The sequence below is a fragment of the Nitrosospira sp. Is2 genome (assembly GCF_033095785.1).
Lineage (GTDB): Bacteria > Pseudomonadota > Gammaproteobacteria > Burkholderiales > Nitrosomonadaceae > Nitrosospira.
Genome location: NZ_CP137134.1, coordinates 1,118,986 through 1,138,353 on the forward strand (window position 1 = coordinate 1,118,986; position 19,368 = coordinate 1,138,353).

Below are 19,368 nucleotides of genomic sequence, written 5' to 3' on the forward strand. Positions count from 1 at the left end.
CTGACAAAGTCGTCTTTGGCTGACCAGGTTTTAATTGGAGCAAAGTTAATTAGGGTAAATCGCCCCGAGAACTCTGGGACCGCTTGCGCCGGTTACAGAGGGAAGATTACCGGGCTCACCATTCATAGTCTGTTTTGCCAACCAGGCAAACGCAAATGCTTCCAGCCAGTCGGCATCAACGCCGATACTGTCGGTCAATTCCACCTTTTTACCGGTCATGGCTGCTCGAATCCGGTCAACCAACGCTCCGTTACGCGCGCCGCCACCGCATAGATAAACTTCCGCCACGTCACGGAAATGAGCTGAGACCGATTCTGCAATTCCCCTAACGGTCAACTGCAGAAGGGTCGCTGCAACATCAGCTGGTTGCTCATCTCCGGACAAACAATCCTCCAGCCAAACTAGATTGAATATTTCCCTTCCAGCGCTCTTTGGGGGAGCAAGAGAGAAAAAAGGCAGGGTCAGAAGTTTGTCCAGCAGGGCCGGTATGACTCTGCCTGATGCTGCCCATGCTCCGTTGTTGTCATATATGCTGCCGATATTACGCAAGCACCACGCGTCCATCATGATGTTGCCGGGTCCGCAATCAAATCCGGTAACCTCGCCATCGGGCGGGAGGTCGGTTATATTGGAAATACCGCCGATATTGACGATAACGCGGTGAATTTCGGGGTGGCTGAACAGTATTTTATGAAACGCCGGGACCAGCGGCGCGCCCTGCCCACCCGCCGCAATATCGCGGCTCCTGAGGTCCGCCACCACAGCGATGCCCGTGAGCTCAACCAGTAGTGCGGGATTGTATAATTGTATGGTATAGCCGTTCCCTGGTTGGGGACAGTGCCGGACCGTCTGGCCGTGGCATCCAATCGCCGCCACCTCGGCTGCCTTTACGCTGCTTTCAGCAAGTAATGCCGCTACTGCGTGGGCATAATGATGGGCGAGCTCATTGCCCATCAAGGAGGCGCGATGCAATTCATCGTGGCCCGGCAGATGCAACCCCAGCAACCGGTTGCGGAGATCTGAATCGTATGGCCGGTAACAGGTATGCAGCAACGAAGGGGGTGAAGAGCCGAAATCCGCAAGCACTGCATCGATCCCGTCGAGGCTCGTGCCCGACATGATCCCGATATAGTAAGCGGTTTTCAAATTCTTCCGCCTAATGCCCGTTTTGCGCCAGGCGCCTAGTCGAGGAATGCGAGGCTGGTTCCACGAAGCATATCCAGCCGGGCCATCGACGATTTGGTATATTCGTAAAATGACGGCAGATGCTTGGGCGAAACCGGGTTCGCGGCAGGCATTGCCACCTTTGTGGGGTCCCGCTGTACACCATTGAAGCGAAATTCATAGTGCAGATGCGGACCGGTTGCCATTCCAGTCGCACCGACCTGGCCGATTACTTCACCTTGACTGACACGCTCCCCCTTGCGCAAACCCTTGGCAAAAGCCGACAAGTGCCCGTAAACGGTCGAGTACCCACCATTATGCTGCAAGATCACGACGTTACCGTAACCGCCCTGCCAGCCAGAGAACGCCACGGTCCCATCGGCCGCCGCCTTCACGCGAGCGCCGGTCGGCGCCGCGTAGTCAATACCATTATGCGCGCGCCATGTCTTGAGAATAGGATGAAAACGCGCGCTTGAAAAACCCGAACTGATGCGTGAGAACTCCAGCGGCGAGCGCAGGAATGCTTTTCGGAGATTCTTGCCGTCCGGCGTGAAATAGCCGCTTTCCCCGTTTTCAGGCGCGAAATAAAGTGCCCGATGAGGGGTTCCCTGGTTGATGAACTCTACCGCCAGGACTCGTCCGGGCCTCGCGGGCTCGCCATTGCCATATAGCGAATCGTATACCACGGTAAAACGGTCGCCCTTGCGCAAATCCCGATGAAAATCAATCTCGGATGCAAGAATATCAACAATCTGGGTGGCAACGCTGTCCGGCACGCCCGCGCTATCAATTGCCGCAAACAGCGAACTATTTATTACGCCGGATTTCATCTGGATGTGCGTCTCCAGCTTTGCCGGTTGTTCGCTTATCCGGAAGGCATCCCCACTTTTCTCCATCACCAGCTGCTCGCTGCCGCCCGGGAAATAGCGCAACAAAAGCAACTCGCCCGCAGCGGTACTCTGAACGTGGATGGTCTTGCCGGAGATGAGCTGATGCATGGGCTTGACGTCTCTTACGTCTCGCAAGAAACTGGCTGCGTCATGATTGTTGACGCCGAGACGGGACAGCAAGGTCGCGATAGTATCGCCGCGCTCGATTCGTTCCTGCCGCCAGAATGTCATATCCAGATCAGACGCAGGATGAACTTCGGGAAGTTCGAGGCGCAGGACGACCTGCTCCACGGGAAGTTCTTCGAATGACGTGTCCGGCGCTATCCCGAACGCTGCCACCATGCCAAACAAAGGAATACTCGATAACAGAATCAGCCAGCGCAATCTTCTTTTTGTCAAAGTCAACTGCTTTTCCGGCAAAACCCTGAATTTGTGAACCAGCATATTCTCCCTCATGCTTTAGTCCTAAATTTTAGCACAATAGATGCCACGCGTGAGGATAGTTGACATGCTAAAGGGGGTAAGACAGGCGGGTATGGATAGCGGCTTGCTGCGGGCCCCACCATACAGGGAACGCGCGAGGCGTAACAGATTTGGGTGCGTTTACCCTCCGAACAGGAGCTGCTTAACCGCGTTGTTCACGTCCCCTGTACAGGGGCAGCTATCGTATAATGACATCCCCCTGCTTGCTAAAACATATCTTGAGGAACTCGCGGTACCCCAACAGCAGACTTTGGGAAAAAGTGGCTTTTCAAAGTGCGGTTCGCCTACTTCAACTTGCGACACCCATGTGGGCTTGGCGTAATTTTGACTGCTTTTCATGCTCACCTCCTCTATCTTGGGAACAGTTCGTTCATGTCCACAGAAGATCTGACGCTTGATTTACTTGCGCATCATCCTTTTCCCCAACTCGCGGCCGCATTACGCGCACGCGCGGATTTCATCATCCCCGAGTGGGAAATTGCTGTGCGTCGCACGCTTCCTGCCGCGGATGAGCTAACTCTGCAACAGCTTCGGAATTCGCTGCCCTCAATCCTGAAAGAGATCGCCGCCGCGCTGGCCTCGGGCAAACCCCACGCTACCCGTGAATTGATCGAGGGCAGCAAAAGTCACGGGGTGACTCGGTTCCATGAACACTACAACATCCGGGAGTTAGTTGTCGAATATCGGCTGCTCCGCAGAATAGTCATCGAACAAATTTCAGAGGCACTTGGAGATGGCTTGGATGCACGCAGTAACGTTGCCTTGAATATGGCCATTGACACCGCCCTTCAAGTAGGCGTTGTCGCATTCACGGATCATCTTCGGCAGCGGATTAGGGCCTCTACCGATACGCAGTCAAAATACCTCTCCTTCCTGTCGCATGATCTGCGCAATCACCTCAACCACGCCATGCTTCATTTGCAGCTTCTCGCTGCACGACTGTCTCAAGCTCCAGAATATGCGAAGAGCGTAGAGGATATCGAGTCGATCAAGCGAGCCATCCTGCAGACGACGTCCGGTATGGACCAGTTGCTACAGGCAGAGCAATTGCGGCAGGATTGTGCCCCGATTAATCTTCAGCTCGTGGATCTCAAGCTTCTATTGTCAGAAGTGGCCAAACAGTCGCGGCATGACGCGCAAGCCAAAGGTTTGAGATTGGATGTCGACGTGCCCGAGGGCGCCGAGACAATGAGCGACGAGGGTTTATTGACGCTTGTATTACAGAATCTTCTGGGGAACGCCGTAAAATACAGCTCCAGCGGCATGATAAGAATCGCGGCCCGGAATAAGTCGAAAGGCAACGACACTGGCTGGATACTCAGTGTTAGCGATCACGGGCCAGGCATCGCGCCGGAAAACCTGAACAATCTATTCGATGCCTTTAAGCGCGGTGAAACCTACGGTAAACCAGGCGTCGGCCTGGGATTGACCATTGCTGCGCAAGCCGCCCGCCTGCTCGGTGGCGAGTTGGAGGTCGAGTCGAAGATCAATGCGGGTTCAACCTTTCGACTGGTGCTGCCGAGCTACGCCCCTTCTTCTGTCTGAACCTGTTTTAATCCTTTCGGTTTGTTGACCCGCCGTCAGTCCGATGGCCGATGGTATTGATACGCTCTTGTTCATACTTGTACTCTATTTTGCAAAAAGACGACGCACCCAGCGGGGCCGATATTCTTCCAGGGGCCATGGCAGCCGGCAGTGCGCTTGAGACCATGTTTTCGAGCCGTTCCCGGCGCCGACGCAGGGTGAAGCGGCGTGAATAAAATCCGCGTGCAACTCGTTCTCACGCTCATGCTCGGCGCACTGACTGTGCTCGGATTTGCGCCTTTTTACCTTTTTCCGATTCCGCTTGTCACGCTGGCACTACTGTGCCATTTGTGGCGCCGTAGCGCGACACCGTTTCACTCGGCTCTACTCGGCTTTTCCTTCGGCATGGGAATGTTCAGCGCGGGTGTAACATGGATTTACGTCAGTTTGCATGACTTTGGCGCAATGCCTGCGCCGGCCGCCGTGCTCGCCCTGTTGTTTCTGTGTGCCTATCTAGCATTGTTCCCCGCCCTTACAGGTTGGACGCTAAAGCAGTTGCGGATCGCTTCTCCTATGATCTGGGCGTTGGCGGCAGGCGCCTTATGGGCTCTATCCGACTGGTTGCGAAGCGTGCTATTCACCGGCTTTCCATGGCTGACGTTGGGCTACTCGCAAGTACCGCAGAGCCCACTGGCGGGTTTCGTCCCGGTAGTAGGCGCCTATGGAATCTCGCTCGTACTCGTTTGTAGCGCCGCGCTCCTGGGGTTGCTTTTCGAAAGCAAATTTCGCGGGCCACGCTACTTATTGCCCCTGCTGGCGATCTGGCTTGCCGGTTTCGGTTTGCGCCAAGTCCACTGGACTGAGCCCCAGGGCAAACCGGTAACGGTCAGCCTGTTGCAAGGCAATATTTCCCAGGATATGAAATGGCGCGCCGATCAGATCGTCACTTCGATGGATACTTATGCCCGGCTTGCAGAAGAGAGCAGGAGCCGCCTGATCATTACGCCGGAAATTTCGGTACCCCTGTTTCGTGATGAAGTGCCACCCGCTTACCTGGCGCAACTTGCCAACTATGCGAGACAGAACGACGGCGATATTCTCGTTGGTATGGTTGAAGCGCCGGGCGGAGGCAGCGAGTACTACAATTCCATGTTCAGCTTCGGTATCTCCCCGGATCAGAGCTATCGCAAGCACCACCTGGTTCCGTTCGGTGAATTCATCCCGCTGAAGGCCGTGTTTGGATGGGTCATCAATGTGCTCAAAATCCCCTTGTCGGACTTTTCGCGCGGCGGACTCGACCAGCAGCCCATGAACATCGCGGGACAGCGCGTAGCCGTGAATATCTGCTATGAAGACGTGTTCGGCGAGGAAATCATCACACAGCTACCGCAAGCCACCCTGCTGGCCAACGTCAGCAATGACGCCTGGTTTGGCCGATCCATCGGGCCGCGGCAGCACTTGCAGATATCCCAAATGCGCGCGCTGGAAACCGGCCGCTACATGCTGCGCGCCACCAATACGGGCGTAACAGCCATCATCGATGAACGCGGCGTCGTGCTGCAACAGGTGGAAGTCTTTACCGCGACCGCGCTACATGGGATGGCGCAGGGATTTACCGGCGCAACCCCTTATGTCCGCTTTGGCAACAGTCTGGTCTTGGGGCTGGCCGGGATAATATTGTTCGTTGCATTGCTGCCAACGTCCCGCGGCATGCGCAAAAACCTGTAAAATTCGCTATTGCTATCGTTGCAAAGTATGGTTCCAGCGCAAGCTGAGCAAAACCGCTGGTTTCTTACCGGTAAACGCACCGCTAATTGCATCCTGTTTCCGGCAATGGGCGGACTTTCATCGCCTCGCCTAAACCAATATAAAAAATATCAAGGCTTGATGCGCACATTTCAGGAAATCATTTTTACGCTCCAGCAGTATTGGAGCAATGAGGGTTGCGCACTCCTCCAGCCCTATGACATGGAAGTGGGAGCAGGAACATCCCATACTGCAACGTTTTTACGCGCGCTGGGCCCTGAACCCTGGAAGGCTGCCTACGTGCAGCCCGCTCGCCGGCCAAAGGACGGTCGTTACGGTGAAAACCCAAACCGGCTTCAGCACTACTATCAGTTTCAGGTAGTGCTGAAGCCAGCACCATCCAATATCCTGGAACTTTACCTCGGCTCGCTAAAAGAACTCGGACTGGATCTGAAACAGAACGATGTCCGCTTCGTCGAGGATGACTGGGAAAACCCGACCCTCGGTGCCTGGGGCCTGGGCTGGGAAGTCTGGCTGAACGGAATGGAAGTTACCCAGTTCACCTATTTTCAGCAGGTGGGCGGCTTGAATTGCAAACCAATCACAGGCGAAATCACTTACGGCCTGGAGCGGCTTGCGATGTATCTGCAGGGAGTGGAAAACGTCTTCGAGCTGACCTGGACCGAAGGACTCTCCTACTTTGACGTATACCACCAGAATGAAGTCGAGCAATCAGCCTACAATTTCGAGCATAGCAATGTGGATTTGCTGCTGACAGCGTTTGCCAGCCACGAAAGCCAGGCGAAATATCTGGTGGAGCAGGAACTGGCATTACCGGCCTATGAGCAGGTGCTGAAAACTGCGCACACTTTTAACCTGCTGGATGCGCGCGGCGCGATTTCCGTGACCGAGCGGGCTGCATATATTGCGCGAATTCGCGATCTCGCCCGCAGCGTGGCTCAAACCTATTACGAAAGCCGTAAACGCTTAGGTTTCCCGTTGGCGCCACGCACATGGGCGGAGCAAATGCTGGAGAGTACAGCTTGAGCAACGCAACCAAAAACCTGCTGATTGAACTGCTCGTCGAGGAGTTGCCCCCAAAGTCATTACGGAAACTCGGGAACAGTTTTGCCACCGAACTGTTCGAGCAGCTGAAAGAAGACGGATTGTTAGCGGAGACGAGTCGTCCTATAGCCTATGCATCCCCCCGCCGGCTCGGCGTCCACATTACCGATGTCCGCTCCAGTTCGCCAGAGCGGGTGGAAAAGAAGAAACTCATGCCCTCGTCGATCGCATTCAATCCGGACAACAGCTGGAGCGAAGCGCTTCGGAAGCGTCTGGCGAAAGATCAGATTTATCCGGTGGACATCGAAACGGGGAACTTCAGCCTGGTGCGATCGGTGGACGGCTCGACTGAGTATATCTACCTGGAGGGAACAAATGGGGGCGAGCCTCTCTCCCGGCTTCTTAACCTGTGCTTGATTTTCGTAATTAGAGAAAAACTGCCCATTGCGAAAGCCATGACTTATCAACGCCCGGATGGCTGGACCGATGAAACCTTCGTGCGGCCCGCACACGCGCTCGTCGCGCTGCATGGGGCGGATATCGTACACGGCGTTGAAGCGCTGGGTTTGACGGCCGGCCGGACGACAAAAGGGCATCGCTTTGAAGTACACGTTGAAACGGTGGAGTTGCGCGATGCCGACAGTTATGAACAACAACTGGAGATTGAAGGCGCAGTTATAGCCAGCTTTGAAAAACGCCGCAATGCAGTTATAGGACAGCTTCAGGCCGCGACGGCCGGACAAGGCCTGATTATGATTCAAGATGAAGCTCTGCTGGACGAAGTCACTGCGCTGGTCGAGCGGCCAAACGTGCTGGTGGGCGAATTTGACAGAAAATTTCTGGATGTGCCGCAGGAATGCCTGATTCTCACCATGAAAGCGAATCAGAAATATTTCCCGCTAATAGACGAAAATGGCAAGCTCTCTCATAAATTCCTTATCGTCTCCAACGTTCGTCCGGCTGATGCGAGCCAGATCATTACCGGCAACGAGCGAGTGCTTCGGTCCCGTCTGGCAGACGCAAAATTCTTCTTCGATCAAGATCGAAAGAAAACGCTCGCATCGCGTGTGGAAGGCTTGCGCAGAGTCGTGTATCACAACAAACTCGGTACCCAGGCGGAGCGGGTGGAGCGGATATGGGCCATTGCGCAGGCGATCGGATTAAAGCTGGGCGGCAATGAGCTCGCAGCGCAAGCGGGCGAAGCCGCGATGCTGTGCAAGGCCGACCTGCTTACTGATATGGTGGGCGAATTCCCGGAACTGCAAGGCGTCATGGGCTGCTATTACGCCAAACACGACGGTTTGTCGGATGATGTGGCGTATGCGATCGAGGATCATTACAGGCCACGCTTCGCGGGCGATGAACTGCCGCGCAATACGACCGGCCTAAGTGTAGCCTTGGCGGATAAGCTGGAAACGCTGGTTGGCATGTTTGGCATCGGCCAGGTCCCGACAGGAGATAAAGACCCGTTTGCGCTGCGCCGTCACGCATTGGGAGTGGTGCGAATCCTGGTGGAACAGGAAGTCCCGCTGCCTCTGGATACGCTGCTGCGGCAAGCGGTAAATGTCTTTAACCGAAGTATCAACGATCCTTCAGAAGCACTGAGTCGTTTTATCTACGAGCGGCTTCGCCACTATTTCAGCGCCGAGTCTTTTGATGAGCACGCGCTCGTATCAGGCAAGAGAGTTTACGTCGAACCTGCCGACCGTATTTTCTCTCCCCAGCAGATCGATGCTGTGCTGGCCCTGCGTCCGCAATTGCTGAGCGACGTCAAAAAACGTCTTTACGCCGTTCGTGCTTTTGCTGCATTGCCGGAAGCGGAAAGTCTTGCTGCAACCAACAAACGGGTGGGAAACATCCTCAAAAAAGCGGATGCAAATATAGATGCTGAGGTGGATACGGGTCTGTTGCAGGAGCCTGCGGAACAGGACTTGCACCGGGCATTGAGCCGGATCGCGCCCCAGGCCGAGAAGGCATTTGCAGCAGGCGATTACAGCACCTCGCTACAAATACTGGCTGGACTGAAGGGCCCGGTGGACGGTTTTTTCGATCACGTGATGGTCAACACCGAGGATGAGTCGCTTCGTCACAACCGCCTCGCATTGCTTGCTCAGTTGCAGCAAGCAATGAACCGGGTCGCAGATATTTCCAAGCTGGCATGAAACTCGTCATTCTAGATCGTGACGGCGTCATCAATTACGATAGCGACGCCTTTATCAAGACCCCCGACGAGTGGAAACCCATTCCCGGCAGCCTGGAAGCCATTGCACGTCTGACGCAGGCCGGCTACAAGGTCGTGGTGGCAACAAATCAATCCGGCATCAGCCGAGGGCTTTTGGATATGGTGGCGCTCAACGCCATCAACGACAGGATGTGTAAGGCCGCCAATCAAACTGGGGGACGAATTGATGCAATGTTTTTCTGCCCGCACGCGAGCACCGACAATTGCAGCTGCCGCAAGCCCGCAACCGGTATGTTCAAAGAGATTTCGGACCGGTTCGGCCTGGAGTTAAACGGGGTGCCGGCGATTGGCGACTCGCTGCGTGACTTGCAAGCTGCGGCCGCGGTAGGCGCGGATCCAGTTCTGGTACTGACAGGCAAAGGCAAAAAAACGGCTGCGGCCGGTGGAATGCCGTCAAACACGAAAATATTTGCCAATCTCGCCGCCGCGGTTGATGCGCTGACGCAATGAATTCAGTTTTCACCGTGCTGCGCTCGACACTATACAGTTTGTTGCAGATCATCATCACTCCGCTTTATTTTCTCATCATATTGGCGGCGTTTCCCCTTCCACCGATTCGCCGCTATCGGATCACTTCCGGCTGGGCGCATATAATGATGTTTCTGCTCCGCCTCATCTGTGGCATTCGCTATAGGGTTATTGGCACGGAGCATATCCCCACGGTTCCAAGCATTGTTTTGTCGAAACATCAGTCTGCCTGGGAAACAATCGCGTTCCAGCAGATATTTCCACCTCAGGTGTGGGTTCTTAAGAAGGAGCTGTTGCGCGTGCCATTTTTTGGCTGGGGCCTGGCCTTGACCAACCCCATCGCTATCGATCGAAGTTCCCGAAAAGCCGCGCTAAAACAGATCGTGGAGCAGGGAAAAGACCGGCTGAAGCAAGGATTCTGGATAATAGTCTTCCCGGAGGGGACACGCATCGCCCCGGGAAAAAAGGGAAAATACGGCATTGGTGGCGCGTGGCTTGGAACCCATACCGGCGCACCCGTCGTACCGGTCGCTCACAATGCGGGCGAGTTCTGGGGCAAGGATTCTTTTTTGAAACTGCCCGGAACAATTACGGTAAGCATCGGCCCACCGATCAATCCTGCGGAGATGGAACCCGGCGATCTCAATGCCAGGGTTGAATCATGGATCGAAGCGGAAATGGTCCTCATTGGGGGCCGAGCAGCCATAATGTAAAATGTATTTAGCTGTTTAGTTAATAACGTCAGGCATGAAAAAAGCTTTATCCAAGACACAAAAAGAAGGTGGGCTGAAAGCGGGAGAGCTTCGTAATATCCACCTGAACGGCCGCGAGGTGACGTATATCCTCATGCGCTGCAGGCGGCGAACCATTGGAATGAGGATCGATCGCAGCGGTTTGACTGTCCGCATTCCAGTCAGGGAAACATTACAGTGGGTCGAATCGGTGCTGGAGAAGAGAGCCGATTGGATCGTTACCAAGCTCAACGAATGGAAGAACAGAAAACCGAGCGGACCGGCATGGGAGGAAGGAAGTATTTTTCTATTGCTGGGAGCGCCGTGGCGCGTGACCGTTACGACTGCTGGAACTGTGTGCATGGTCCCGCTGGATATTGGCGCCGGAGTAGAGGAAACACAGTTCAGATTACCCCTTCCATCCCTGCTGACCGCGCAACAGATAGAACGTGCCGTAATGGACTGGTATCATCATCATGCGCTCGAATGTTTCAGCAGGCGCATGACGCTGTACGCGCAAAAGCTTGGCGTTGCGCTGCCGCAGCTACGGCTCTCTCACGCCAGAACCTTGTGGGGAAGTTGCCATTCAAGGGGGGTGGTCCGCCTTAACTGGCGGTTGATCCAAAAGCCACTCGATCTTGTGGATTACGTCGTGGCCCACGAATTGTCGCACCTGATCGAAATGAATCATTCCCCTGCATTCTGGCAAACAGTGGAAAGCATATATCCGGACTATAAGGCTGCAAGGAAGCGTTTGAGAATGCTTGGGTGACGATAGCACCCCGGGGTCAACTCGCGAAACCGCGCCGCACTGACGATCAGCGGCCATTTTGCCAAAAGTGACTGCTCCCCGATATATCGTGATCTTTATGGTATATTTTGTATTCTTCTCCGATGACGATACTCCATGCGCACCTTCTGCACCACCGTACTGATACTCCTACTGCTAAACGCGTGCGGCCTTAAGGCGCCGCTCTATCTTCCCCAGGAACCAATAGCACCGCAACCGCAGCAATCCCAGGATGCAGAGAAGCGGAGGTGAGCAACTCCAAGTCCTTCAGCTATCGTAATGCGGCGCTGTATTGCGAGTCCGTGCCGCTTGACCTCATTGCCAGCGAGTTCGGAACACCATGCTACGTTTACTCGCGTCGGGCGCTTGCTGCCGCTTACGCGGAGTTCGACACGGCGTTTGCCGGGCGTGACCATCTGGTGTGCTACGCAGTCAAGGCCAACTCTAATCTTGCCATCCTCAATTTATTTGCCGGTCTTGGCAGTGGTTTTGATATTGTTTCGGGCGGAGAGCTGCATCGGGTATTGAAAGCGGGGGGCGATCCGGGAAAAGTAGTATTTTCCGGAGTGGGAAAACGGCCCGACGAAATGCGGGAAGCGCTGGCCGCAGGCATACTCTGCTTTAACGTGGAGTCGGAAGCGGAATTGAAGGTTTTAAATCAGGTGGCGGGAGACGCGAATAAGACTGCGCGCGTGAGCCTGCGGGTCAACCCCGACGTCGATGCTAAAACTCACCCTTATATCTCGACCGGGCTGAAAGAGAACAAGTTCGGGATTCCGTTCGAAGAAGCCGAAGCGGTTTATGTCTTGGCGCAAAGCCTTGTTAACGTTCGCGTTAGTGGATTGGACTGCCATATCGGCTCTCAATTGATTGACCTCGATCCTTTTGTGGAAGCCTGCGGCAAAATGCTCGGACTACTGGATCGCCTTGAAGCCCGGGGCTTACAAATCGATCACCTGGATCTAGGCGGTGGTTTGGGGATTTCCTATTCCGATGAAACACCGCCTCTCGCGCGGGAGTACGTCGCTGCGTTGTGCGCTTGCGTAAATCATCGCAGACAGCGCATCCTCATCGAGCCAGGGCGCGCACTCGTTGGAAACGCCGGTTTACTGCTTACGCGGGTCGAGTACCTTAAACATACAGCCCATCGCGATTTCGCGATTGTGGACGCGGCGATGAACGATCTGATGCGTCCGGCGCTGTACGACGCATATCACGAGATTCTTCCGGTATGTCGGACCAAGAGTGGCAGCGCCAAACCGTATCAGGTTGTTGGCCCCGTTTGCGAGACCGGCGACTTCCTCGGACACGACCGCAGCCTTGCGCTGTCGCAAGGAGACTTGCTCGCCGTCATGTCAACCGGCGCCTATGGCATGAGCATGAGCTCGAATTACAATACCCGCCCGCGCGCGGCCGAGGTGATGGTGGATGGCGAGCAATGCCATCTGATCCGCGAACGCGAATCCATGGAGCATTTGACCGCAGGCGAAAAACTTCTCCCCGCGTGATATATCTTGCCTAGGGCAACCAACGTTAGACGAGCCCAAGTTCATGCAGGTCATTACTGCAGTTCATATTACCCGGAGGCCGAACTCTGGCTAGACCAGAAAAAGGGTGGCGAGACCCAGGAAAATGAAAAAACCGCCACTGTCGGTAACAGCAGTGATCAGCACGCTCGAGCCCGTGGCAGGATCGCGGCCCAGTCTGTGAAGGGTTAGCGGGATCAGCACACCCAATAGTGCGGCCAGCAGCAAATTGAGCATCATTGCCAACGTCATAACCAGGCTGAGAGGTACGCTGCGGTAAATAAAGTAGGCAAACAAACCGACCACCCCTCCCCACACCAGACCGTTTACAGCGCTCACGGCAAGCTCCTTGGCGAAGAGCTTGCGCGCATTGCTCGCATTGACTTGTCCTAAAGCAAGTGCCCGCACTATCATGGTGATGGTCTGATTGCCCGAGTTCCCGCCAATCCCGGCGATAATAGGCATCAGCGCCGCCAGTGCAACCAGCTTTTCGATCGAATCTTCGAATATGCCAATGACGCGGGATGCAATAAATGCCGTTACCAAATTAATCGCCAGCCATGGCCACCGGTTCTTCAAACTCTTCCATACGGGCGCGAACAAATCCTCCTCTTGCAATAAGCCGGCCAAACTAAGCGCTTCGCTTTCCGACTCCTCGCGAATGAAATCCATCACCGCATTCACCGTCACGCGTCCCACCAGCTTATCCTCGGTGCCAACCACCGCGGCCGACACAAGGTCGTAACGCTCGAATGCCTGGGCCGCTTCGTGCGCCTTTTCATTCGGGTAAAGCATCACCATCTGCGTAGTCATTATGGAACCAACGCTCGCGCCGGGATCGTTAACCAGCAAGCGCTTAATCGGAAGTACGCCTTTGAGATGCTCGTTGCGATCCACCACGAACAGTTGATCGGTATGATCCGGCAGTTCATCCAAACGGCGCAGATACCGCAGCACCACCTCCAGGGTTACATCCTCGCGAATCGTAACGACGTCAAAATCCATTAATGCGCCCACCGAATCTTCAGCATAGGACATCGCAGCGCGTAACTTCTCCCGTTCCTCCATGGGGAGCGACTGGAACACATCATCGAGAACGTACTGAGGGAGATCAGGTGCAAGATCGGCAATTTCATCGGCGTCCAGCTGCTCCGCCGCAGCCAGCATTTCGCCGCTGTTCATGGTGGCGATCAGCGTTTCGCGTACCGCGTCGGAAACCTCCAGAAGAATTTCGCCATCCCGCTCAGCCTTGACCAAATCCCAGATCAAGAGACGATCTTCAAGCGGCATGGCTTCCAGAATGTAAGCCACGTCGGCAGGGTGCAGCTTGTCGAGGAGTTTTTGCAGTTCCGCGAGGTTCTGCTTATGCACCAGCGCTTCCACGAGTTCGTGGCGCGGCATTTGCTGCGTATGCACAAGGCCTTCCACCAGCTTGTGCTTGTGCAACAGATGGAGTACCCGTTGCAAATGCTCTTGCACGTTATCTGTTTCCCTGAGCTGGTTTGCTTCTGTCATACGGAACGCCTTTGGAAACTGCTGAACAAGCCGAACACGAATGTTACGGCGACCTTGCGGATGGAATGCGCTCTAGGGCAGAGCATTCCATTTCCCTTCGCAGACGCCTGAGGCGGTCCACCCCGCAACCTGCTATACCTGCCGGATTGCAATAAAAGGGGATACTCACCGCCGGCTTGCGCGCCTGATACCTCTCTCAAGATAAAACGCGGAAGCTTCCACCTCGACCGCTCAGAGGCGGTCTGCGAGCATGTGCGATTTTACCAGCACACCGCTCCGCCAGAGCTTATTCCAAGAGGCAGATGAGACAGGATTGTCCAACGCCGGAAAAGGGGCAAGTATTATGACAGGACGAGTAGCGAACTCAAAGGCGCCCCTGCACAGTGTGGCCGAAAGGAGGCAGGGCTTTCAGGGAATGGTTGCCGCTGGCATCCGGCGCAGGATGATGCCGGTTTTCTTCAGTAACCAGGGCGTGCTACGGTTAAGGTCATAAAAACGCGGGTTCGGAATCATGGCCGCAAGACGAGCCGACTGTTCCGCAGTCAACGCCGAGGCTGAAACACCGTAATAATAGCGGGTTGCAGCCTCCGCACCAAACACGCCATTGCCCCATTCAATTACATTCAGGTAAACCTCAAGTATTCTTCGTTTAGACATCACTTTCTCCAGCATGAAGGTGATGACGGCCTCCTGGAGTTTGCGCCACGGCGTTTTCTCTCCTGAAAGGAACAGATTCTTGGCGAGTTGCTGACTGATCGTAGAACCTCCGGCCACCACCCGGCCTCTTTGCAGGTTTTTCTGGTATGCCTTTTGAATAGCCTCGAAGTCAAACCCTTCATGCTCCGGAAACTTGCCATCCTCGGCCGCAATAACTGCTCGCTTGAGATTGTGTGATATTCCCTCGTAGGGCATCCAGCGCATGCGTAACGTCGCCGCGGGATTTTTCTGTCTTAGCGCGCTCAAACGGTCGCGCATGAAAGCGGTTGTGGAAGGGTTGTAAGCGTTCCAGTAAACCACGTGACCTAAAATCCACAACTGGTAACCGAGAACCGCTACCAGGAGAAGGAAAAAAAGACGCAGAAACCAGCGTTTGAGAAATCTCACGCTTAAGATTGTCTCGCGATTGACCTGAGCATTTCGATGACCGGAGCGGTTTTTGGCCTAATCCCTCGCCACACGAAAAAGGATTCGGCAGCTTGCTCTACCAGCATGCCCAAGCCATCGGCGAGCCGCGCCGCGCCCTGCTCCTGTGCGAATTTTAGAAAAGGCGTACGTCCGGCGCCGTACATCATGTCATAAGCAAGGGATTCGTCAGCAAAGACACCGGGTGGCAGCGCGGGTAGTTCACCCTTGAGACTGGCGGAGGTGGAGTTGATGACGAGATCAAATTTCTGGCCTTGAAGATCAGAATAATCGGCTGACACAATGACTCCATATCGCGAAAACCATTGCTGCAATTCAACCGCTTTTGGCCGCGTACGATTGACGATCACGAGCACGCGAGGCTGGTTTTGCAGCAAGGGCAACAATACGCCTCGCGCGGCTCCTCCAGCGCCCATGAGCAGAATCCGGGCCGATCTGAGCGGAAACTTCAAATTGCCTGCGATGTCCCGCACCAATCCCACGCCGTCGGTATTGTCGCCGAGAATCCCGTCATGACCGAGCGCAAGGGTGTTAACCGCCTGTGCAGCATCTGCCCGCTCAGTTAGCCAATTCGCGACCTTGCATGCTTCGAGCTTGAATGGAACAGTCACATTCGAGCCTTTACCCCCGCGCTGTCTGAAACTCGCAACGGTGGCCGCGAATTCATCCTCTGGAGCGAGTATTGCTTCGTAACGCATTTCCTGCCCCGTCTCTCGGGCGAACGCGGCATGGATAAGCGGTGACTTGCTGTGCACCACGGGATTGCCGATAACGGCGTAGAGATCAACGCTAGTCAAAGTAACCGAGTTCCGGATGAGGCGTCTATAAGCCGCCCTAGAGATTGCAGGTGGATTGCGGGAACATTACAGTGATTAAAGGTACAGCGCGAGGCGGTTCCTCACCCCGGCAATACGACGCTCATTCACTCGCCAGTTCGTCGGAGCGTGTAAATACCCAAGTGCGGGTAATATGCAGAACGTCGATATCCCTGCTAATGTCGGGCGGAAACGGAGCGAACCCATTTTGCCCAGCCAACTTAACAATACGTACCGCTGCTTCATCCAAAACCTTTTTGCCCGAGGGCCGGTTTATTTCAATCGATTCCAGACCGCCGTCAGACTTGATACCAACAGTCAGTTGCAGAGTTCCATAGAGCTTCTCCCTCTTGGCAGCCTCGGGGTAATTAAGATTTCCGATGCGTTCCACCTTAAGACGCCAATCTTCAACATAACGCGTAAAGCGGTAGTCCTGTGTACGCGTTCCGATGAATTTGCGTTTAGGCGGCTTTTGATGGACGCCATAATCATATGAAGCCCGGGCTCCTAGCCGGGCAATCTCGATGCTACGCTGAACCAGATCTGTCGTATCGAGGATGTTCTGATTCTCTTCCGACTGGGCAGCGAAAGGATCGGATGGATAAGCCTTCTCGTCACTATCGAGCACAGTCATCGGTTGCTGCGCCTGTTCGACTTGTTCCGTTTTTTGCATGGCTGGCTCCTCGTCCGCCATGTGCTCAGGCTTGGGAGAAATTGGATATGGTGTTTTGGCACGGCTGCGATCGGTATTGCGCCCCCCGTCCAGGTTGGCGCGCGCCAACGGGTCCATTTTATCAGGCCTCGAGATCGACTTGCTGTTTACCAGCACCACCTCCAGCGGGAAGGCCGCTCTCTCATTTTTTGATGACGGGAACTGGAAATTGATACTGAACAACACGACAGCGTGAAGAATCACGGAGAGGAATATTGCGACGTTCAGGCGCGACGAGGTCCTCGACATCACGCCGGGGGAGGCCTCGGAACCAAGGCCGGATATGGTCGGGGTGGCGCTCAAATCAGAAAGGAGTACGAGAATCCAGCGGTAGAAATGCCGTCATTGTAAACAATAACCGCCTGCTCGTCACAGCAAGCCAAATCTCACGGTTGCAATTTGCGCAGATATTTGGCGTGAAAGGTGAGTTCCAGCAAGTCGATCTGGGAAATCTCGATTTCAATATTCGTTTCCGGCGGTAATTCCGGCAGGGAGGATACACGCGCGACCAGCGGCAACCGATCGAACCTGACCAAATTTTCCTTCAACACCTGCCCGCTCGTCGACACCACGTTTTCCTGCAATAACCAGCGCAAGCACCAGTAGCGCTCCATGCTGCGCTGAAAATCGCCGTATATCTCATACGCGGCCTCAAAATCGCGCATGGACGTTTTCAAACTCTCGCTATCTCTTGCGTAAGGCGGAGATTCTCCACGTAACAAAGCCACGAGTTGCCGCTGGTTGATGAAATCGACATATCGGCGCATCGGGGAACTGATCCATGCGTACTGCGCAACTCCTAAACCCTGATGAGGGGCCGGAGAGGTGCTCATCCTCACCTTGCCGTTACCCTGGCTGCGATAGATCCCGACGACGCCGTGATTGGCAAGTTCCCTGCCCCATTCTGCATTTACATAAATCATCAGCTCTGACACTACTTTATCCATCGGCGAACCGCGGCGCCGCTGGCTGATGGAAATGCGGTCATCGATAATGGCAAAATTGTAATCGATCTTTTCATTATTGCTGTCATTGGCCTTCCCACGCGCCGCCTCCATCTTGCATGCAAAATTCCATAACGCGAGCAATTCCTTACCGAACGGGTGATCGACGTTACCGGCGGCCAGACTCGATTCGTTGAAGTGCTCCTCCAGCGTGTCGTGTCTCAGGTTAGCGGCCACCCTGACCTGTTCAATGCGGCTGTTCGTCGCGGTAACTGTAAAGTCGTCGGCGACGTCCAGATACATTGAGAGCGCGGGGCACAACCTCTGCTCGCAAAGCGTGTAGTGTTGTATCACCGCTTCCGGAAGCATCGTGATCTTATAGCCGGGAAGATACACGGTGGATAAACGCTGCGCCGCTACGGCATCCAGGGGCGAATCCGGGGGAATTCCCAAGGTTGGGATGGCGATATGAATACCGACGCGGAAGCTGCCTAAAGTCAGTGGGGTGACCGAAAACGCATCATCAATCTCCGTGGTGGTGAGGTCATCTATGCTGAAGGCGGTAACATCCGAGATTGGCAAATCGACCGTGTCGAAGAGTTCGCTGGCATCGACGCTTCCAAACCCTGTGCCCGCGGGAAAATGCTCAAGCAAAAAACGGTTGAGGTGATAGTCATGCGTGGAAGGTATCGCCCCGCACTTTTCGAGCAGCTTGGAAACGCTCAGTTTGCCCGCGGCGCAAGCGGCATCCAGCGCCTTCCACTCGACGGTATTCTTATCGGGCCGGTAAAGCAGATTGAAGAGGGCGGGCTTGAATTCTTCCGGTAACGTGAAATTTTCCAGTAGCTGAATATAGCGCGCCTGCTGTTCCGCCTGAAGGCGCTTTTTTTCCTGGCTCGCCAGCGCCGCCTCAAGTGCTTTGGGTGGCGCAGCCTTGTATCGCCCGCGGCCCTTTTTATAAAAATACATGGGCGCACTGTGCAGCCGAATCAATACCGCCGCTGCTTCTTCGGGCGTAGCTGCATGACCGAAATAATCCGCAGCCAGTGTATCGCTGGCAAATTCGGCTTCGCTCTCGCAACACTCCCAAAGAAAGTTGGGGTCCAGATCTTCCGCTGTTTTTTGCGCTATATCCATAAACTCTGACAGGGAGGGTGCGTCAAAGCGCAGCAGCACTGAAGCCGCTTTTATTTTTGCGCGCTTGCCGTGAGGCGCCTCTACGTGGAGCGAGGTCGTATTATCGACCAGGATCGAGCCTACTTTGAAAGTGCCTTCCTCTTCGTAAAAAACGTTCAATGTTAGGAGAACCTGAGAATTTGAGACACAAGTTAAACTGGAACCGCCAGTTGACCGCACATTGACCACATATTGAGCAGTGAGCCACGAGCGCCAAGATATGAGCGCTGACCCGAACTGCGCTACCTGACCTCTACCTTTCTGATGAGTTTATGCTACAGGTAAAACTTCACGGTTGGGGAGCGCTAATACATCCCGACCGCCGACATGCTGCATTGAGGCGCAGGATTTGGCGAAAAGTTTATTCCAGCGATAAAATTATAGCCTGAACCATCCTCCGCGGGACCGCTCTGGCGCGGAAGACGTTTAGTGCA

The 19,368-nt window shown here is 54.7% G+C and carries 16 protein-coding genes; 9 read left to right on the forward strand and 7 right to left on the reverse strand.

Translation table 11 applies throughout. The features are described from left to right. Positions 1 to 45: 45 nt before the first annotated feature. Together R5L00_RS04925 and R5L00_RS04930 are read right to left on the reverse strand one after the other, a co-directional pair. Entirely contained in the window at positions 46 to 1,146 is a 1,101-nt protein-coding gene (locus R5L00_RS04925) for an anhydro-N-acetylmuramic acid kinase (RefSeq protein WP_317653621.1), read from the reverse strand. 35 nt (positions 1,147 to 1,181) lie between these two features. Beyond that, complete coding sequence (locus R5L00_RS04930; RefSeq protein ID WP_317653622.1) at positions 1,182 to 2,498, reverse strand: M23 family metallopeptidase; 1,317 nt, start codon at positions 2,496 to 2,498, stop codon at positions 1,182 to 1,184. A gap of 411 nt (positions 2,499 to 2,909) precedes the next feature. On the opposite strand from R5L00_RS04930, the gene R5L00_RS04935 reads away from it, so the two are divergent. From R5L00_RS04935 to lysA, 9 genes are all read left to right on the forward strand, one after another. Then, the gene (locus tag R5L00_RS04935; RefSeq protein WP_107693787.1) at positions 2,910 to 4,082 is read left to right on the forward strand and encodes a sensor histidine kinase; all 1,173 of its coding nucleotides are present in this window, start codon (positions 2,910 to 2,912) and stop codon (positions 4,080 to 4,082) included. A 243-nt stretch (positions 4,083 to 4,325) separates the two neighbouring features. After that, a complete protein-coding gene (gene lnt / locus R5L00_RS04940) occupies positions 4,326 to 5,789 on the forward strand; it encodes an apolipoprotein N-acyltransferase (protein ID WP_317654114.1) in 1,464 nt (487 codons plus the stop codon). 159 nt (positions 5,790 to 5,948) lie between these two features. Beyond that, positions 5,949 to 6,854 (forward strand): glycine--tRNA ligase subunit alpha, encoded by a 906-nt coding sequence (gene glyQ, locus R5L00_RS04945; RefSeq protein ID WP_317653623.1) that lies wholly within the window; start codon positions 5,949 to 5,951, stop codon positions 6,852 to 6,854. After that, positions 6,851 to 9,034, forward strand: coding sequence for a glycine--tRNA ligase subunit beta (glyS, locus tag R5L00_RS04950; RefSeq protein WP_317653624.1), 2,184 nt, complete (start codon positions 6,851 to 6,853; stop codon positions 9,032 to 9,034). The genes glyQ and glyS overlap by 4 nt, the downstream gene beginning before the upstream one ends. Continuing rightward, positions 9,031 to 9,564 (forward strand): D-glycero-beta-D-manno-heptose 1,7-bisphosphate 7-phosphatase, encoded by a 534-nt coding sequence (gene gmhB, locus R5L00_RS04955; RefSeq protein WP_317653625.1) that lies wholly within the window; start codon positions 9,031 to 9,033, stop codon positions 9,562 to 9,564. The genes glyS and gmhB overlap by 4 nt, the downstream gene beginning before the upstream one ends. Then, positions 9,561 to 10,295 (forward strand): lysophospholipid acyltransferase family protein, encoded by a 735-nt coding sequence (locus tag R5L00_RS04960; protein WP_317653626.1) that lies wholly within the window; start codon positions 9,561 to 9,563, stop codon positions 10,293 to 10,295. Before gmhB ends, R5L00_RS04960 begins: the two co-directional genes overlap by 4 nt. Positions 10,296 to 10,329: 34 nt before the next feature. Then, positions 10,330 to 11,085 carry a SprT family zinc-dependent metalloprotease gene (locus tag R5L00_RS04965; RefSeq protein ID WP_317653627.1) on the forward strand — a complete coding sequence of 252 codons (756 nt, stop codon included), beginning with the start codon at positions 10,330 to 10,332 and terminating at the stop codon, positions 11,083 to 11,085. A 135-nt stretch (positions 11,086 to 11,220) separates the two neighbouring features. Beyond that, the gene (gene lptM, locus R5L00_RS04970; protein ID WP_219907489.1) at positions 11,221 to 11,355 is read left to right on the forward strand and encodes an LPS translocon maturation chaperone LptM; all 135 of its coding nucleotides are present in this window, start codon (positions 11,221 to 11,223) and stop codon (positions 11,353 to 11,355) included. Then, positions 11,352 to 12,611, forward strand: a complete 1,260-nt coding sequence (lysA, locus tag R5L00_RS04975; RefSeq protein WP_317653628.1) for a diaminopimelate decarboxylase — start codon at positions 11,352 to 11,354, stop codon at positions 12,609 to 12,611. The genes lptM and lysA overlap by 4 nt, the downstream gene beginning before the upstream one ends. 90 nt (positions 12,612 to 12,701) lie before the next feature. Here lysA and mgtE read toward each other — a convergent pair whose 3' ends face one another. From mgtE to R5L00_RS05000, 5 genes are all read right to left on the reverse strand, one after another. Then, positions 12,702 to 14,144 (reverse strand): magnesium transporter, encoded by a 1,443-nt coding sequence (mgtE, locus tag R5L00_RS04980; protein WP_107693781.1) that lies wholly within the window; start codon positions 14,142 to 14,144, stop codon positions 12,702 to 12,704. 408 nt (positions 14,145 to 14,552) lie between these two features. Continuing rightward, positions 14,553 to 15,248, reverse strand: coding sequence for a monofunctional biosynthetic peptidoglycan transglycosylase (gene mtgA / locus R5L00_RS04985; RefSeq protein WP_107693780.1), 696 nt, complete (start codon positions 15,246 to 15,248; stop codon positions 14,553 to 14,555). A gap of 2 nt (positions 15,249 to 15,250) precedes the next feature. Next, complete coding sequence (gene aroE, locus R5L00_RS04990; RefSeq protein ID WP_317653630.1) at positions 15,251 to 16,084, reverse strand: shikimate dehydrogenase; 834 nt, start codon at positions 16,082 to 16,084, stop codon at positions 15,251 to 15,253. A gap of 121 nt (positions 16,085 to 16,205) precedes the next feature. Continuing rightward, positions 16,206 to 17,117: an energy transducer TonB gene (locus tag R5L00_RS04995; protein ID WP_258192648.1), complete on the reverse strand. Its 912-nt coding sequence runs from the start codon at positions 17,115 to 17,117 to the stop codon at positions 16,206 to 16,208. A gap of 83 nt (positions 17,118 to 17,200) precedes the next feature. Further along, complete coding sequence (locus R5L00_RS05000) at positions 17,201 to 19,054, reverse strand: ribonuclease catalytic domain-containing protein (protein ID WP_107693777.1); 1,854 nt, start codon at positions 19,052 to 19,054, stop codon at positions 17,201 to 17,203. Positions 19,055 to 19,368 lie beyond the last annotated feature (314 nt).

Excerpts from the sequence above, each read along its gene's own strand:
- R5L00_RS04960 (WP_317653626.1), top strand. The coding sequence starts at position 9,561 with ATGAATTCAGTTTTCACCGTGCTGCGCTCGACACTATACAGTTTGTTG.
- lnt (WP_317654114.1), top strand. The coding sequence starts at position 4,326 with ATGCTCGGCGCACTGACTGTGCTCGGATTTGCGCCTTTTTACCTTTTT.
- glyQ (WP_317653623.1), top strand. The coding sequence starts at position 5,949 with ATGCGCACATTTCAGGAAATCATTTTTACGCTCCAGCAGTATTGGAGC.
- R5L00_RS04965 (WP_317653627.1), top strand. The coding sequence starts at position 10,330 with ATGAAAAAAGCTTTATCCAAGACACAAAAAGAAGGTGGGCTGAAAGCG.
- mgtE (WP_107693781.1), bottom strand. The coding sequence starts at position 14,144 with ATGACAGAAGCAAACCAGCTCAGGGAAACAGATAACGTGCAAGAGCAT.
- R5L00_RS04935 (WP_107693787.1), top strand. The coding sequence starts at position 2,910 with ATGTCCACAGAAGATCTGACGCTTGATTTACTTGCGCATCATCCTTTT.
- R5L00_RS04930 (WP_317653622.1), bottom strand. The coding sequence starts at position 2,498 with ATGCTGGTTCACAAATTCAGGGTTTTGCCGGAAAAGCAGTTGACTTTG.
- lptM (WP_219907489.1), top strand. The coding sequence starts at position 11,221 with ATGCGCACCTTCTGCACCACCGTACTGATACTCCTACTGCTAAACGCG.
- gmhB (WP_317653625.1), top strand. The coding sequence starts at position 9,031 with ATGAAACTCGTCATTCTAGATCGTGACGGCGTCATCAATTACGATAGC.